Annotated in this window: 13 protein-coding genes; 7 read left to right on the forward strand and 6 right to left on the reverse strand. The window is 70.6% G+C overall.

All coding sequences use genetic code 11. The features are described 5' to 3' along the window. Nucleotides 1-131 precede the first annotated feature (131 nt). Nucleotides 132-3,620, reverse strand: a complete 3,489-nt coding sequence (locus AB0O28_RS01430) for a hypothetical protein (RefSeq protein WP_363635049.1) — start codon at nt 3,618-3,620, stop codon at nt 132-134. Between the two features lie 188 nt (nt 3,621-3,808). Between AB0O28_RS01430 and AB0O28_RS01435 the strand changes: the two genes are divergently transcribed. Next, nucleotides 3,809-4,351 carry an orotate phosphoribosyltransferase gene (locus tag AB0O28_RS01435; protein ID WP_363635051.1) on the forward strand — a complete coding sequence of 181 codons (543 nt, stop codon included), beginning with the start codon at nt 3,809-3,811 and terminating at the stop codon, nt 4,349-4,351. On the opposite strand, the gene AB0O28_RS01440 is transcribed toward AB0O28_RS01435, so the two are convergent. Beyond that, nucleotides 4,323-4,772, reverse strand: a complete 450-nt coding sequence (locus AB0O28_RS01440; protein WP_363635053.1) for a hypothetical protein — start codon at nt 4,770-4,772, stop codon at nt 4,323-4,325. The two genes, AB0O28_RS01435 and AB0O28_RS01440, sit on opposite strands and share 29 nt — an antisense overlap. Before the next feature lie 237 nt (nt 4,773-5,009). Beyond that, nucleotides 5,010-5,690, reverse strand: coding sequence for a VTT domain-containing protein (locus AB0O28_RS01445; RefSeq protein ID WP_363635055.1), 681 nt, complete (start codon nt 5,688-5,690; stop codon nt 5,010-5,012). 176 nt (nt 5,691-5,866) lie between these two features. Here AB0O28_RS01445 and fbaA point away from each other — a divergent pair, with 176 nt between their 5' ends. The 4 genes from fbaA to AB0O28_RS01465 all read left to right on the forward strand — a co-directional run bounded on the left by fbaA (nt 5,867) and on the right by AB0O28_RS01465 (nt 10,013). Continuing rightward, nucleotides 5,867-6,889 carry a class II fructose-bisphosphate aldolase gene (fbaA, locus tag AB0O28_RS01450; protein WP_363635057.1) on the forward strand — a complete coding sequence of 341 codons (1,023 nt, stop codon included), beginning with the start codon at nt 5,867-5,869 and terminating at the stop codon, nt 6,887-6,889. 169 nt (nt 6,890-7,058) lie between these two features. Continuing rightward, a complete protein-coding gene (locus AB0O28_RS01455) occupies nt 7,059-7,481 on the forward strand; it encodes a DUF3151 domain-containing protein (RefSeq protein WP_363635059.1) in 423 nt (140 codons plus the stop codon). Between the two features lie 133 nt (nt 7,482-7,614). Next, a complete protein-coding gene (locus tag AB0O28_RS01460; RefSeq protein WP_363635061.1) occupies nt 7,615-8,898 on the forward strand; it encodes an adenylosuccinate synthase in 1,284 nt (427 codons plus the stop codon). Between the two features lie 188 nt (nt 8,899-9,086). Beyond that, nucleotides 9,087-10,013 carry a glycerophosphodiester phosphodiesterase family protein gene (locus AB0O28_RS01465; RefSeq protein WP_363635063.1) on the forward strand — a complete coding sequence of 309 codons (927 nt, stop codon included), beginning with the start codon at nt 9,087-9,089 and terminating at the stop codon, nt 10,011-10,013. Nucleotides 10,014-10,197: 184 nt separating this feature from the next. Here the strand turns inward: AB0O28_RS01465 and AB0O28_RS01470 are convergent, their stop codons facing one another. The 3 genes from AB0O28_RS01470 to AB0O28_RS01480 form a co-directional block, all read right to left on the reverse strand. Beyond that, nucleotides 10,198-10,392 (reverse strand): ferredoxin, encoded by a 195-nt coding sequence (locus AB0O28_RS01470; RefSeq protein ID WP_363635065.1) that lies wholly within the window; start codon nt 10,390-10,392, stop codon nt 10,198-10,200. Nucleotides 10,393-10,412: 20 nt separating this feature from the next. After that, entirely contained in the window at nt 10,413-11,609 is a 1,197-nt protein-coding gene (locus AB0O28_RS01475; RefSeq protein WP_363635067.1) for a cytochrome P450, read from the reverse strand. A 224-nt stretch (nt 11,610-11,833) separates the two neighbouring features. Then, nucleotides 11,834-12,952 (reverse strand): magnesium and cobalt transport protein CorA, encoded by a 1,119-nt coding sequence (locus AB0O28_RS01480; RefSeq protein ID WP_363635069.1) that lies wholly within the window; start codon nt 12,950-12,952, stop codon nt 11,834-11,836. Between the two features lie 456 nt (nt 12,953-13,408). Here AB0O28_RS01480 and purD point away from each other — a divergent pair, with 456 nt between their 5' ends. Then, on the forward strand, nt 13,409-14,647 hold the full coding sequence (purD, locus tag AB0O28_RS01485) for a phosphoribosylamine--glycine ligase (protein WP_363635071.1): 1,239 nt from the start codon (nt 13,409-13,411) through the stop codon (nt 14,645-14,647). Nucleotides 14,648-14,732: 85 nt separating this feature from the next. Continuing rightward, entirely contained in the window at nt 14,733-16,322 is a 1,590-nt protein-coding gene (locus AB0O28_RS01490; protein WP_363635073.1) for a DUF262 domain-containing protein, read from the forward strand. Nucleotides 16,323-16,326 lie beyond the last annotated feature (4 nt).

Below are 16,326 nucleotides of genomic sequence, written 5' to 3' on the forward strand. Positions count from 1 at the left end.
CGTACCAGTTTGTCCAGGTATCGCCTCCCACCAAATTGTTATAGAACGAGGGGACATACGCGCTCCGTGCCGCCGAGTGAGCACGTCTGGGGACGCACCCGCGGTGGGGGCTCCCCGGCCGGGACGGACCGTCACGACCATGTTCGCGCGCTCACGACCGCGACGCCGAAGAAGACGGGGTCACGCCCGGTCGCGAGCTGGAGCGCGGGATGGGGTCCCAGGAGGGCGTGGAGGGTGTCGACCACGACGCCTCCGGCGTCGCTCCGGCCCAGGACACCGGGCCGGTGCCGGTCCTCCCTCTGCGCACGATCACCCACGGTGACCACCCCCGCCCTGACCCCCTCGCCGTTCCACACCATCAGGTCGATTCGCGCGGGCGCGCCGTCCGGGGCGAGGCCGTCGAGGGGGAGCCGCAGGGCCTTCTCCTCACCGCCGACGACCGCGGCGGCGTCCAACACCGCCGCCCGCGTGTACGGCTGACGCGCGTCCGTCACGATCACCACCAGACCCCACGCCGCGTGCCGGACCGTCCCCGCACGCGCCGGAACGCCCGCGACCCACCAGCGACCACCGCCCGCCGTACGGACGAGAGAGGTCACGTCGGCGAACGCCTGGTAACCCGACCCGATGGGCAGAGTCCGCCGGGCGACCTCGGCGGCGTGCAGGGTCGCGTATCCCGGCCTCCCCGGAGCGCGCACCCTGATGTCCTCTGCGGGAACGACCCCCCGGCCGCCGCCGGACCAGTAGAGGCCCGCCCACAGCACCTGGCCTCCGCCCGGCAGGGAGAGATCGGCACAACTGGACGTACGCGTCGACGGATCCCTGTCGAGGTCGACCGGCACGCTCACGCCCGGGTTCCGGCCGCCTGCGGCGGCTCCACAGGGTGCGGCCGGCGCCGCGGAGCCGACGAGCACGTTGCCGACGACCCGGGCGGCGAGGCGGCCGTCCGCGGCGAAGCGCGCCGCCGCGCCCGAGGCGCGCACTCCCACGGTCGATTCCGCGGTGGTCTCCAGCCGCCCCGACCGTACCCGTACCGTGAAGGCCCGTCCCGTGGGCGCATCCGCGGCCACGGTCACCTTCAGGAAGATCGCCGTCACCTCACCCCCGGCGAGCGGCCCCCGAACGCACCGCACCGTGCTGCCGGACGTCTTGTTGCCGGACGTCTTGTTGCCGGACGTCTTGTTGCTCGACGTCTGGCTGCTCGACGCCAGACGACCCGACGCCTCGCACGCCCAGTCGTCGTCCACGCCGCTCCCCGTCCGCGCGCGTTCCGCTCGCCCACCCGTCGTGTGCCCCTGACCGGTGCCGTCGTTTGCCCTGCGATCCGCCGGTGTGCCGCCGTTCTGCCCCATGACGTCCGGCTTCGCCTCGTGGCTCTGTCGCCTGTCACCGTTCACGGGGCTCTGTGAAGCACCGTTCGCCGTGCGGTTCCGGCCTCCGCGCTCGTCCTGATTCACGTAGCGAACGCCGGGCGGCAGGGTCACCGTCGCGGTGACTCCGGCGGTGGCCGCGTCGCCCGCGTTCCGCACCCGTACGGCGACGAGCCCCGGCTGGCCGCGCAGCAGGGCGCCGAGCGGGTCGACGGCGACGACGATCGTCTCCTTCGCTTTCTTCCCGCTTACCGCGGGCTTGTGGTTGTTCCCGCTTCCCACGACCTCGTGGGAAGCGGCGCCGCTCCCGTCCGGTCGGCCTCGCTCTTGGGCCGCACGACCGCGTTCCCCGGCCTGCGGGCGGCCCAGCGCGTCGCCCAGGCTCACGAGTGGGGTGCCCCCGGTGGCCGGTCGCCGGGCCTGCGGCTCATGCCGGTCACCAGCCCGCCCCGGCGCCTGCCACGCCCCGCCCCCCGCGCTGCTCCGCGCGCGGACCTGCTCGCGCTGGTCCTGATAAGGGTGCCGGGAGAGCTGCCCTCGCACGCGTTGCCGTTCGGGAGCCGGGCCCCGTGAGGCGTCCGTGTGTACGCCCCGATCGCGACCGGCGAGGACGGCGGCCGCGCCCGGCTCGCCCCCGTCGCGGCCCCCCGCGCGGCCGCCCGCCGAGCCTCCCTGCGTCCCGCTTCCCTCCGCCGTGCTTCCCTGCGTCATGCTGTCTCGTGGCGAGCCTCCCTGCGCCCCGCTTCCTTGTGGCGGGGCCTCCTCGCGCCGTGACCGGCGGTCGGCACCGGGCGTGCCCCTGCCGGTGGTCTCGGGCATGCCAAGCGCGATGCCCGCGCCCGGCGAGCCGGGAGGGCTCCCCGCCGCCGGATCGTCCCCCGCCGTCCCGGACGTTCGCGCGCTCGGCCTCGTCGGGTCGTGCGGGTTCGTGGGCTCCGCCGATCCGGCGCGGCCGGTGGCCGTCTGTGAGCGCGAGGCGCCGCCGTCCGCGCCTCGCGGGCGGTCCAGGGCCCGCGTCCCTTCCCGGTCTCGGGGACCGTCTCCGGAACCGACCGTGGAGAACATGCCCGTCGGCTGGGCGACGAGCAGGAAGGCGGCCGTCGCGAGGCCGGCCACGGCGATGCCTCCGAGCACCGCCCGCTGCGGCGTCGGCACGCTCCGCACGAGTGCGGACAAGCGCGCCAGCGCCGCCCGCGCCCGCGTGAACGTCGCCCGTGCCGCCGCGCCCGCCGACGCCCACGTCTGTCCCGTCTTCGCCCGCACGAACGCCACCCAGCCCAGCCCCGGCCGGGCGCGCCCGGCCGCCGCCCGGGCTCGCGTCACCACCGCCCGCGGCATCGCTCCCGCCTTCCCGCACACGCGCCGGGTCGTCACCCGTGCCCGGCCGTACGCCTGGAGCAGGGCGTTCGCCCGCCCGCGCACGCCGTTGCCCACCCCGTCCACCCTGCCGCCCACCCCGCCGTCCGATCCGCGGCCGCTCGTGCCGCTCGTCGTGCCGTCCCCGGACGACCGTGAGCCCGTGGCGGTCGCGGCGGCGAGGCCGGCGAGGTAGTCGTCCACGGCCGGCCCGGCGACGAGCTGGCCGACGACGGCCCGCAGTTCCTGCGTGAGACCGACCATCTGAAGGAAGACCGACCGGCAGTCGATGCACTCGGCCACATGGGCGTCGACCGCGCCGGCCTCCTTCTTGGGCAGGCCGTTCCCGACGTAACGGAGGATCATCGACAGGATCGGCCGGCACTCGGCCCGGGGGTCGTTCTCCAGGTGCAGCCGCACGTATGCCTCCCGCAGGCCCTGACGGGCTCTGCGGAACAGACACATCGCGGCCCTGCCCGACATGCCGAGCAGCGGGCCCGTGTCGGCCGGCCTGCCGCCCTCGATCTCCACATGCCACAGCAGCATGCGCCAGCGTTCCGGCAGCGAGCGGTATGCCCGGGCGAGCAGCGAGCGCTCCAGCCCCGCGAGCTCGGGGTCCACGTAGAGGGAGTCGCCGTCGGCCAGGTCGACCGCTCCGGTGGCGGCGTAGCGGCGCAGCGACGCGAGGAGGTAGGGCCGGAAGGCGGAGGCGGGGCCGCCGCCGCGCCGCACCACCTCCAGCACCCTCGCGAAGGTCTCGACGAGGAGGTCCTCGGCCGTGTCCTCACTCTGTGCGATCTGCCGCGCCAGGGACCGCGCGGCGACCGAGTGCCGCCGGTAGAGCGTGCCGAAAGCCGCCGTGTCGCCTCCCCGCACGGCCTCGAGCAGCTCCATGTCGGCATGCCGGACTTCTCTACGCATTGCGACCTCGCGATTACGATGAGTTGCACCGCGATACATTCCGCAGTCCATGTCCTGGCTAAACCGCAGCGGCCTCTTTACTCTCGGTAGTCACCACCCGTCACATCCGCAAGCCCGGCCCGTTCGGCCCGCGCGGTGAGACCGGCCGTACGCTGAGCCTCATGAGTGACCGCGAGAGACTGCTGGACGAAATCAAGAACAAGGGCATCGTGCACGGCCGGGTCGTGCTGTCCTCCGGCAAGGAGGCCGACTGGTACGTGGACCTGCGCCGCATCACCCTGGACGGCGTGGCGGCGCCGCTGGTGGGCCGCGTGATGCTGGATCTCACCGAGGACCTGGGCTACGAGGCGGTCGGCGGTCTCACGCTGGGCGCCGACCCGGTGGCGACGGCCATGCTGCACGCCGCGGCGGCCCGGGGGCGCACCCTCGACGCGTTCGTCGTCCGCAAGGCGGGCAAGGCGCACGGCCTGCAGCGCAGGATCGAGGGTCCCGACGTCGCCGGACGCCGGGTGCTCGCGGTGGAGGACACCACCACGACGGGCGGGTCCGTGCTCACCGCCGTGGACGCGTTGCGGGAGGCCGGCGCCCAGGTCGTGGGCATCGCGACGATTGTGCACCGAGGCGGCGACGAGGCCCTGGCCGCCACGGGCGTGCCGTACCGCTCCGCCTACACGCTCACTGATTTGGGGATCGCTTCACACTGAACGCCTGCCGCTCGCCGGGCGGCCCGGGGGACCTGGCGGTTCCGTTCTCGAGGACCTGCACCGTGCTCGCGTCGTCGAGGACGACGTCGAGCTCGGGCTGGAAGTAGGACGCCTGCTCGTCCCGGGCCAGATCCCGGTCGATGAGCACGTCGCCGCCCGGCACCCGGACGAACACGGGACACCGCTCGGCCTGACACACCACCCGGACGGTGGGCACGCGGGGCGCGGAGGGCTCTGCGGAAGGCCCGGCGGAGGACCGCGCCGACGGGGTGGAGGAGACGCCGGCGGCGGGCTCCTGCGATCCCAGGATGGACAGCAGCGCTCTCGCGCCGATCACGATGACGGCGAGCAGCAGCACGACCGCCAGGCCGGTCACTGCCAGCCTGGCGATGCCGAGGGGATCAGACCTGTGGCGTCCCACACCCGGGAGAGTAGCGGGTGTGGGACACATCTCAGCGCTGACCGGTCACTTGTTGTGCGGTTGCACTTCCCCGCAGGTCACCCGCCCTCTCCGCGCGTTCCGGGGGTGGCCCTCGCGCCGTTCCGGGACCGGCCCGCTCTCGCGGGACACGTCACCGCGGAGCACCGGTCGTGCCGCGGCACGACCGGTCGCACGGCCGGCATGAAGGACCGTACGGCGGGGCCTCTACCGGGGCGTTTACCTGGGGGCGTGGTGACGGCCCTTGGGGACGGCGGCGCCGGCCCGGCGGTTCTTCAGCACCTCACGCACGATCGGGATCAGCGACAGGACCACGATGACGAAGACCCCGGGCAGGATGTATTTGTCGATGTCCTTGACCGTGTCCCCCAGGAAGCGGCCGAGAAGAAGCAGGGCCTCGACCCAGACGACGCCGCCGAGGACGTTCCAGACGAAGAAGCGGCGCGCGTCCATTTCCAGCACGCCGGCCACCGGGTTCATGAAGGTGCGGACGATCGGCATGAACCGCGCGGCGACCACGGCCTTCGCGGGACCGAACTTCTCGAAGTAGTACTCCGCCTTCTCGACGTGCTCACGTTTGAACAGCCTCGAGTTGGGTTTGTCGAACATCTTCCGTCCGACCTTCGCCCCCAGGAAGTGGCCCAGCTGTGCGCCCGCGATCGCCGCCAGCGGCGCGCCGATCAGCAGAGTCGGCAGTGACAGCGGCGCGATCCCGAGCTCCTGCACCGCCGCGGCGGTGCTGAAAATTCCAGCGGCCACCAGCAACGAGTCGCCGGGGAGGAAGAACCCGACGAGCAGCCCCGTCTCGGCGAATACGATGGCGATGACGCCGATCGTCGCGAAGGCGCCGAGCATGCTCAGCCACCACTTCGGGTCAAGAAGGTCCAAGAGCACGTCCACGGGGCGAGCCTACCTGTCCCGGATGAGATGAGACTGAGAAGCGGCAGGGCTGTGGAAAACCGTGAAGGGCGGAATGACCGCGGCTTTCCGGCGTCCCGCGTACCCGGCTTTCCGTATCCGGCCGGCCTTCGGGATACTTGGCCACGCCGCATACCGTCAGAAGGAGATGACTTCGCATGCCTATCGCGACCCCAGAGGTCTACGCCGAGATGCTCGACCGCGCCAAGGCGGGCGGCTTCGCGTACCCGGCGATCAACGTGACCTCGTCGCAGACCCTGCACGCCGCGCTGCGCGGCTTCGCGGAGGCGGAGAGTGACGGGATCATCCAGGTGTCGACCGGTGGCGCGGAGTTCCTCTCCGGCACCACGGTGAAGGACATGGTCACCGGGTCGGTGGCGTTCGCCGAGTTCGCCCGCGTGGTCGCCGAGAAGTACCCGGTGACGGTGGCGCTGCACACCGACCACTGCCCGAAGGACAAGCTCGGCTCGTTCGTCCGCCCGCTGCTGGAGATCTCCGCCGAGCGCGTCGCGCGCGGCCAGGACCCGCTGTTCCAGTCGCACATGTGGGACGGCTCGGCCGTGCCGCTGGACGAGAACCTCCAGATCGCGAGCGAGCTGCTCGACAAGACCGCCGCCGCCAAGGTCGTCCTCGAGATCGAGATCGGCGTGGTCGGCGGTGAGGAGGACGGCATCGTCGGCGAGATCAACGAGAAGCTCTACACGACGCCGGAGGACGCGCTGGCCGTCGCCGAGACCCTCGGCCTGGGCGAGCGTGGCCGCTACATCGTGGCCGCCACCTTCGGCAACGTCCACGGCGTGTACAAGCCGGGCCACGTCAAGCTGCGCCCGAGCGTGCTCAAGGAGATCCAGGACGCCGTCGGCGCCAAGTACGGCAAGGAGAAGCCGTTCTCGCTGGTCTTCCACGGCGGCTCCGGATCCACCGCGGAGGAGATCCGCGAGTCGATCTCGTACGGCGTGGTGAAGATGAACATCGACACCGACACGCAGTACGCCTTCACCCGTCCGATCGTGGACCACATCTTCCGCAACTACGACGGTGTGCTGAAGGTCGACGGCGAGGTCGGCAACAAGAAGGCCTACGACCCGCGCGCGTACGGCAAGGCCGCCGAGGCCGGCATGGCCGCGCGCATCGTCGAGGCCTGCCAGCAGCTCAACTCCGCGGGCACCAAGCTCAAGTGACGGACGGCCCGGCGTGAACGGAGGACGATCTTCTGTTCCCGCCGGGCCGATCCCGTCTTGCTCCTCCACGTCCGCCGGAGAGCGGCCCGCACTCCGGCGGACGGGCCCTGCCCGTTCGAAGGACGAGAGCAGGGCAGCGATCCGCAGACACGTAAATTACGCTGATCAGATGGAAACGCACGAGAACCTCCTTGCCGGCCCGCCGCCCACCCTGCTGCCGGACAACCTCGAGGCGCGGCAGATGCTCGAGTCGGGCGCCAAGGCGGCGGACGTGGCCGCTCGCTTCCCCGCCTACTCGGCCGCCTGGGCCGCTCTCGCCGACGACTACTTCGCCGCGGGTCACGCCGTCACCTCGTACGCGTTCGCGCGCACGGGGTACCACCGGGGTCTCGACCAGCTGCGCCGGGCGGGCTGGAAGGGGCATGGGCCGATCCCGTGGGAGCACGAGCCGAACCAGGGGTTCCTGCGCTGTCTGAACGCCCTCTCCCGGGCCGCCAACGCGATCGGTGAGAAGGACGAGGCCGAGCGCTGCGCCCAGTTCCTGCGCGACAGCAGCGCGGCCGCCGCGGAGACGCTCGCCGCGAGCTCCTGAGCCCGCGGAGGGGCCTGTCTCGCGACTTAAGACTCCGTTCACCGTCGGCATGCCCCTCGGGTAGTCTCTGTGTGCAAGAGGCCCCTGCCGCGCTTGCGTCAGGGGCTTTCGTCTTGGTGCGGGAGTTAAAACCATGCCGGCTGTCGTTCTCGTTGGCGCCCAGTGGGGCGATGAGGGCAAGGGGAAGGCCACCGACCTGCTGGGCGGCGACGTCGACTACGTCGTCCGTTACCAGGGTGGAAACAACGCGGGCCACACCGTCGTCATCGGCGACCAGAAGTACGCGTTGCACCTGCTGCCGACGGGTGTGCTGTCGCCCGACGTGGTGCCGGTGATCGGCAACGGCGTGGTCGTCGACCCGGGCGTGCTGCTCAGCGAGATCGACGGGCTGGCCGAGCGCGGCATCTCCTGCGACCGGCTGTTGATCTCGGCCAACGCGCACCTGATCATGCCCCAGCACAAGGCCATCGACAAGGTCAGCGAGCGTTTCCTCGGCAAGGCCAAGATCGGCACGACCGGCCGCGGCATCGGCCCGGCGTACGGCGACAAGATCTACCGCATGGGCATCCGCGTGCAGGACCTGCTCGACCCCGGCATCCTCGGCAAGAAGATCGAGGCCGCGGTGAGCGAGAAGAACCAGATCCTCACCAAGATCTACAACCGCCGGGGGCTCGACCCGGCGAAGGTTCTGGAGGAGTACCTCGGCTACGCCGAGCGGCTGCGCCCCCACATCGCCGACACCTCGCTCGTGCTCTCCCGCGCGCTCGACCAGGACAAGGTCGTGCTGCTCGAGGGCGGGCAGGGCACGCTGCTCGACATCGACCACGGCACCTACCCCTTCGTCACCTCGAGCTCCCCCACCTCGGGCGGCGCCTGCGCCGGCTCCGGCATCCCGCCGACCCGCCTGACCAGGATCATCGGCATCCTCAAGGCGTACACGACGCGTGTGGGGTCCGGGCCGTTCCCGACCGAGCTGCTGGACGAGCAGGGCGACTGGCTGCGCCAGACCGGCGGCGAGTACGGCGTGACCACCGGCCGCAACCGCCGCTGCGGCTGGTTCGACGCGGTCATCGCGCGGTACGCCACCCGGATCAACGGGGTGACCGACTTCTTCCTGACCAAGCTCGACGTGCTGTCGGGGCTGGAGCGGATCCCGGTCTGCGTGGCGTACGACGTCGACGGCGTCCGCCACGACGAGATCCCGATGACACAGACCGACTTCCACCACGCCACGCCGATCTACGAGGAGCTGCCCGGCTGGCAGGAGGACATCACCAGCGCCAAGACGTTCGACGACCTGCCGCCGAACGCGCAGGCGTACGTCAACGCGCTGGAAGAGATGAGCGGCGCCCCGATCTCGGCCATCGGCGTGGGTCCGGGCCGCACTCAGACCATTCAGATCCGTTCCCTCATCTGAGGACCATTCAGATCCGTTCCCTCATCTGAGGACCATTCAGATCCGTTCCCTCATCTGAGGACCATTCAGATTCGTTCCCTTATCTGAGGACCATTCAGGGTGTTCCCTTATCTGAGGATTCGTGGCGTACGCGCCCGGAACCGGGGGGTTCCGGGCCGCGGACGTGCGAGGCGGTAGGGTACGCCGCTGTGCATGGATACGTTGAGCTGCACGGGCACCGTGGAGCGCGGGGCCTGAGGCCCGAGAACACCCTGCCCGGCCTGGCCTTCGCGCTGGAGCTGGGAGTCGACGCACTCGAGTTCGACGTCGCCATGTCCGCGGACGGACAGCTCGTGCTCACCCACGACCTGCACGTGTCCGCGGTGACCAGCGCCGACACGGGCATGGCCACGCCGGGCGACGAGATGTTCCCCTACGTCGGCAAGCCGGTCATCGCGCTCACGCTGCCGCAGCTGCGCACCCTCGACGTCGGCGTACGGCTGCCTGAGCGGCCGGACGACCGCTTCGCGCTCACGCAGGTGCCGCTGCCCGACACGCGGATGCCGACGCTCGGAGCGGTGCTCGGCCTGATCGGCGCCCTCGGCGCAGACCACGTGCGTCTCCACGTCGAGCTGAAGTCCGATCCCACCCGTCCCGAGCTGTGCGCCGACCCGCGCCGCTTCGTCGAGGAGGTCGTCAGCGAGCTCGACCGGCACGACCGGCTGTCGAAGGCGGCCCTGCTCAGCTTCGACTGGCGCATCCTGGAGATCGCCAGGCCGCTCGTCGAGCGGCGGTACGCGCTGGTCGAGCGCGACACGATGACTCCTGCCTGGATGAACGGCATCCGCCTCGGCGAGGCCGGCGGCGACCTCGCGGCGGCGGCCGCGGCGGTGGGGGCGACGACGCTGTCCCCCGACCGCGTGCTCGTCGACGAGGCGCTGATGACCGGGGCGGCCCGGCAGGGCCTGCCGGTCGTGGTGTGGACGGTCAACGAGCCCGACGAGGCCGCCCGGCTGATCGACATGGGCGTGGCCGGCATCGTCACCGACTATCCCGACCGCATGCGCCGCCTGTGGAAGGCTCGCGGCCTTCCGCTGCCCGGCCCGGTGAGCCCGCTCCGCCCGGTCGGCGCCTGACCCCTCGGACCCGCGGACCCCGGGCAGGGGAAGAGCCCCGCCCGGACGACGGTTGTCTCAACCACCGGGGCGGGGCTCCAGGGTCACCCACAAAAATGGCTTTTACAGCCGATTACCAGCCAAGCGCATCGGACCGTGCCCGTCAAGTCGCCGAGCGTCACCCAGCCCAGCGTGCCGGGCGGGTTCACTCCTCCACGGACAGCGCGCCGGACGGGCAGAGCTGTACGGCCCTGTTCACAGCGGTCACGAGATCGGCCGCAGGCTCGGCGTCGAGCACCACGACCGTCCCGTCGTCCTCGCTCTGGTCGAACACCTCGGGCAGCGTGAGCACGCACATCCCCGCACCGACACACCGGCCGGTGTCCGCCTTGATCTTCATCGTTCCCCCAGCGGTCTTCCTCACCACAGCACCGGCAGCCGGTGCACACCATAGATCGCCATGTTGGACCGCAGCGGCACCTCCCGCGCCGGCACGGCCAGGCGCAGGTTGGGGAAGCGGCGCAGCAGGGCGGGATAGGCGATGCGCATCTCGATCCGGGCGAGCTGCTGACCCAGGCACTGGTGGATGCCGTGCCCGAAGCTCAGGTGCCCGTGCGCAGGCCGGGTCACGTCGAGCGCGTCGCCGTCCTCGAAGCGCCCGGGATCCCGGTTCGCCGCCCCGAGGGACAGCGTCACCGACTCGCCGGCCCTGATCAGGGCGCCGCCGACCTCCACATCCTCCAGGGCCGTACGGGTCGGCCCGATGTGCACGATGCTGAGGTAGCGCAGCAGCTCCTCCACCGCGTTCTCCACCGCGGCCGGATCGTCCCGCACGAGGGCGAGCTGTTCGGGGTTGGTCAGCAGCGCGAACGTGCCGAGGCCCAGCATGTTCGCGGTCGTCTCGTGCCCCGCGATGAGCAGCAGCAGTCCTACGCCGCCGATCTCCTCGGCTGTCAGCTCCCCGCCCGCGACCAGGCCGCTCAGTATGTCGTCGGCGGGATCCTTCGCCTTCGTCGTGACGAGACCGTGCAGGTAGAGGTACAGATCCTGCACCGCCGCCCGGATGTCCTCGATCGAGGAGTCCAGGTTCAGCAGCACCGCCGAGTCGCGCTGGAACTTCTCCCTGTCCTCGTACGGCACGCCGAGCAGTTCGCAGATCACCAGCGAGGGGATGGGCAGCGCGAAGGACTCGACGAGGTCGGCGGGGGCGCCCTCGCGCTCCATGGCGTCGAGGCGGCTCAGGGTGATCTCGTGGATCCTCGGTTCGAGCTGCTTCATCCGCCTCACGGTGAACTGCCCGGTCAGCAGGCGGCGGTAGCGGGTGTGCGCGGGAGGATCCATGCGGATGAAGAACCCCGGTGTCAGCGGCTCACGGCGGAACTCCCCGCGCTGGGGGATCGGCGAGTGCAGCAGTTCGGGGCGGCTGCTGAAACGGTTGTCGGCCAGAATGGCCCGTGACTCCGCGTACCCCGTCACCAGCCAGCCGTCGTGCCCGTCCGCGTACGTCATCCGCTGGACGGGCGCCTCGGCACGGCGGCGTGCCAGCTCGTCCGGCGGGTCGAAGGCACGTTCCCGAGTGAGGGGATAAGTCGCCAGCCGGGGTGTCGCCTCTGTCATGACACGCTCCTGCGAGAGTGGAAACGGTCGAGTGTCGAGCGCCCGCTCCCCCACCTAACAACATCATCTGACGTATCGCAATGACTGGTTGCTCACGATTACGGTCAGAAAGCGTACGCGTCCCGATTGCGAGGACGGGGGTCCTTCCCGGAAGACACCGGCGCGGGTTTCGCGAGAAGGCGACGCCCCCGGGACGCGCGGGGCGGCGTCCCGGGAAAGGGCGGTCAGAGCCAGCCGTTGCGCCGGAAGGCGCGGTGCAGAAGCGTGCAGGCGATCACCATGACGCCGATCACGACCGGATAGCCCCAGACGGAATCGATCTCCGGCATGTTGTGGAAGTTCATGCCGTAGATCCCGGCGATCATCGTGGGGACCGAGATGATCGCCACCCAGGAGGAGATCTTGCGCATGTCCTCGTTGGCGAGGGCGTTGGAGCGCGCCAGGGCGGCCTGGAGGATCGAGTCGGACAGCTCGTTGGACGCCTGGACCTGCTCGCACACGCGGGACAGGTGGTCGCCGACGTCGCGGAAGTACTCACGCATCTCGGAGGGGATGCTGCGCCGCTGGGGAAGGGCGTTGAAGGGGGTCTGGAGCGGCCCGACGGCGCGCTTGAGCTCCAGCATCTCGCGCTTGAGCTGGTAGATCCTGTTGATGTCGCGGGAGCTGACCTCGGCGAAGACGGCCGCCTCGACCTCTTCGAGCTCGGCCTGCATGAGGTCGGCCACCTGCAGGTACTTGTCCACGACGTGGTCGGCGATGGCGTGCAGGACGCCCGTGGGGCCGCGGCCGATCAGCTTCGGCTTCGACTCCAGCTTCTCGCGGACGTCGCCGAGCGGACAGTGCCGCCCGTGCCGTACGGTCACGACGAAGTCGGGCCCGACGAACGCCATGATCTCGCCGGTGCCGATGATCTCACTGCTCGCCGTCGACACCTCGTGGTCGAGGAACGCGACGGTCTTGAGCACCATGAACAGCGAGTCGCCGTACCGCTCGACCTTGGGCCGCTGGTGGGCCTTGATGGCGTCCTCGACGGCGAGCGGGTGCAGGCCGAACACCTCGGCGAGCCACTCGACCTCGGGCGCGGCGGGCTCGTGCAGGCCGACCCAGACGTACGCGTCGGGCACCTCGTTGGCCTCGTTGTGCTCGCGGACCAGGCGCACGGCCTCGGGAATGCCGCCGGCCTCGACCTTCTTGCCGGCGACGTACGCGCCGAACTCGACGAGGGAGTTGCTCGGCGGCACGCAGCGGACGACCGTCTCCGCGTTCATCGACGCGGCGCCGAGGTGCGTGGACATGACGCGGGTGTGCCTGTTGATGCGGGGAAAGAGCAGAGAGGAGCGCATGGCGGTCCCTTCCCGCCCGAGCCGGCACGCTCTACGCGCGACGTGATGTCACCCCTTCATGCAGGCGTGAGCTGCCCTCGGGCTTCAGTTTCGGAGTGGTCGGGAATGCGCACGACGTACGTGCGCGAGCACGTACTGACGGGATCACCAGAAGGCATCCCAACCACCTCCAATCGCCACGAGACAGCGCGAAGCCTAGCTAATCTACCACATTGCCGTTCGACGGCTTTTCCAGAGTACCCGCGTCAAGTGCCGTCGATCATGCACTTCTTGCCAAAAACAGCCCGAACAAACTAGCCATCGCTGTGTAACCCCACCCAAATGGGGCATCGCCCCATGCCCCTTGTGGATGGTCCGGAGAGCGGCGGCGCGTCCGGACAGCTCCTCGGCGTCCGCACCGGGGTGCCGGCCCGTGCCCGAGAACGGGAGGCGGCCGAACGCTGCGACAATGGTCGGGTGCGCGTACTTGTCATCGGTTCCGGGGGTCGTGAGCACGCTCTGTGCCGGGCCCTGCGGCTCGACCCCGCCGTCGTTGAAGTCCACTGCGCTCCCGGCAACGCCGGCATCGCCGAGGTGGCCACCCTGCACCAGGTCACGCCGACCGACGGCGCGGCGGTGACCGCGCTCGCGGAACGGCTGGGGGCCGGCCTCGTGGTGATCGGCCCCGAGGCGCCGTTGGTCGCCGGCGTCGCCGACGCCGTCAGGGCCGCCGGAATCCCCTGCTTCGGCCCGTCGGCGGAGGCGGCCCGGGTCGAGGGGTCCAAGGCGTTCGCGAAGGACGTGATGACCGCCGCCGGCGTGCCGACCGCGCGCGCGTACACCTGCACCACCGAGGAGGAGGCCGCGGCGGCGCTCGACGAGTTCGGCGCGCCGTACGTGGTGAAGGACGACGGCCTGGCCGCGGGCAAGGGCGTGGTCGTGACCGACAGCCGCGAGGAGGCCCTCGATCACGCCAGGGCGTGCGGGCGGGTCGTCATCGAGGAGTACCTCGACGGCCCCGAGGTGTCGCTGTTCGCGCTGTGCGACGGAACGAGCGCGGTGGCGCTGCAGCCCGCCCAGGACTTCAAGCGGGCCTACGACGGCGACAAGGGCCCCAACACCGGCGGCATGGGTGCCTACACCCCGCTGCCGTGGGCGCCCGAGGGCCTGTCCGAGCGGGTCATGGACGAGATCGTGCGCCCGACCGTGACGGAGATGGCCCGGCGCGGCACGCCGTACACGGGAGTGCTGTACGCCGGGCTGGCACTGACCTCGGCCGGACCACGGGTGATCGAGTTCAACGCGCGGTTCGGCGACCCGGAGACCCAGGTCGTGCTCGACCGGCTGGAGACCCCGCTCGGTGAGCTGCTGCTCGCCTGCGCGACCGGCGCGCTCGCCGGTCACCCGCCGCTGCGCTGGCGCGACGGCGCCGCCGTGACCGTGGTGCTCGCCGCCGAGAACTACCCGGCCGACCCGGTGAAGGGCGATCCGATCGCGGGGCTGCCGGTGACCGTCGAGGATGCGTACGTGCTGCACGCGGGCACGGCCCTGGACAAGGACAACCGGATCGTGTCCAACGGCGGGCGGGTGCTCAGCGTGGTCGGCACGGGCGCGGACGTCGCCCAGGCGCGGGCGCGCGCCTACGAGGTCCTGGAGCAGATCACGCTGCGCGGCTCCCACCACCGCTCCGACATCGCTCTGGCCGCCTCCTCCTGACGCCTGACGAACGGTGATTTCTGCGTAACGGTTGGTGCACGGATCGTACGCGGACATACCATCTGATCAGCGGAGGGGAGGGCGCATGGCCGCGGTGACCAGGCCACGACTCGAGCAGGTCCGTCTCGCACACCTCCTTTGGCTGGCACGCGACGGGCGGCTGCGCATTCCGTCCTTCCAGCGCTCCTTTCGCTGGGGGCGCGACGACGTCATCAAGCTCTTCGACAGCGTCCTGCGCGGCTACCCCATCGGCACCCTGCTCCTGTGGCAGCGCCCGGCGGCCGCGGCGCGCCTGGAGATCGGGCCTCTGGTGGTCGACGCACCTGAGGCGGCGGACGCGTACTGGGTGGTGGACGGCCAGCAGCGTCTGACGAGCCTCGTCGGCGCCCTGGCCGCACCCCCGGACGTGGTCGACCCACGGTTTCGAATCTTCTACGACCTCCGTGAGGACAGGTTCGTCTCGGCGGGGCGACGTGAGTCGGTGCCTGAGCACTGGCTCTCCGTTCAGGCCATGCTCAGCGGGGAGAGTGTCTCGACCTGGCGGTGGAACCGTCCCGGGCTGTCGGACACCGATGTCCGCCGCTGTATCGAGGCCACCCGCGCGATCCAGGATCACGAGATCCCGCTCACCATCGTCAGCGGCGATGACGAGCAGGCCGTACGGGAGATGTTCGACCGGTTGAACACCTCCGGGCATCGGCTCACGCAAGTGGAGATCTTCGACGCCCTCAACACCGTCTCCGATCAGATGGAGCCCTCCGGTCTCGCTGCGCTGTCCGCCGACATCAGGGGCTTCGGCTTCGGTGAGGTCCCCGATCGGATCCTCATGCAGTCAGTCCTGGCGACCAGGCACGGACGTGTCGACCGGGATTTTCGCGGCGAGTTTCACGATGACGCCGATCGGCACGAAGCGTTCAAGAACACGGAGCACGCGCTGGGGATCGTTGTCGACTTCCTGCGAGAAGAGGCGGCGATTCCACACGTTCGGGTGCTCCCGTACCTGCTCTTCCTGCCGGTACTGGCGCGGTTCGTCGCGTTGTTCGGGCCGCCGGAGGGTCGCGCAGGGGAGCTGCTGCGCAGATGGGTTTGGCGCGGCTCCGCCGTGGGCGTGCCGCCGCGGGGCAACACGGCCGCGCTGCGAAAAAACGCTGCGGCCGTCGTGGACGACCCGCTGAAGAGCGCGGACCGGCTGCTTCAGCTGCTCCCCCCTGCCGGGTGGGATCCCGATCTGCGGGCCGTTCGGCTCGCCCAGCCTCAGGCGAAGCTCAATCTGCTCGCCATGCTCTCCGACTTTCCCCGAGTCCTCGCCGCCCCCGAGGATGCACAGGAGCGGAAGGGCACACTGATCGATCCCGTCTGGCTCCTCGACCAGGGGTGGAATCCCCTCATCACCCTCACGGCCAGCGGAGGAGAGATGCGGGACACCATGGCGAATCGCGTCGTACACCCCCGCGACGTCTCCGAGCGGCACGTGCGGCGAGCGATCGAGCACGCCGACGACGAGACGCTGTCCAGCCACATGATCGACGAGGACGGTCGACGCCTCTGGCATCAGGACCAGGAGATGTTTCTCAAACACCGAGCGCGTCTGGTCAGGAACACGATCCTGACCCACGTACACGAGAACGCGCTCTTCGGTTTCCCCGACGGCCCTGATCTCGTCAGGCCGGAGTGAGCCC

It is taken from the genome of Microbispora sp. NPDC088329 (assembly GCF_040685655.1).
GTDB lineage: Bacteria > Actinomycetota > Actinomycetes > Streptosporangiales > Streptosporangiaceae > Microbispora.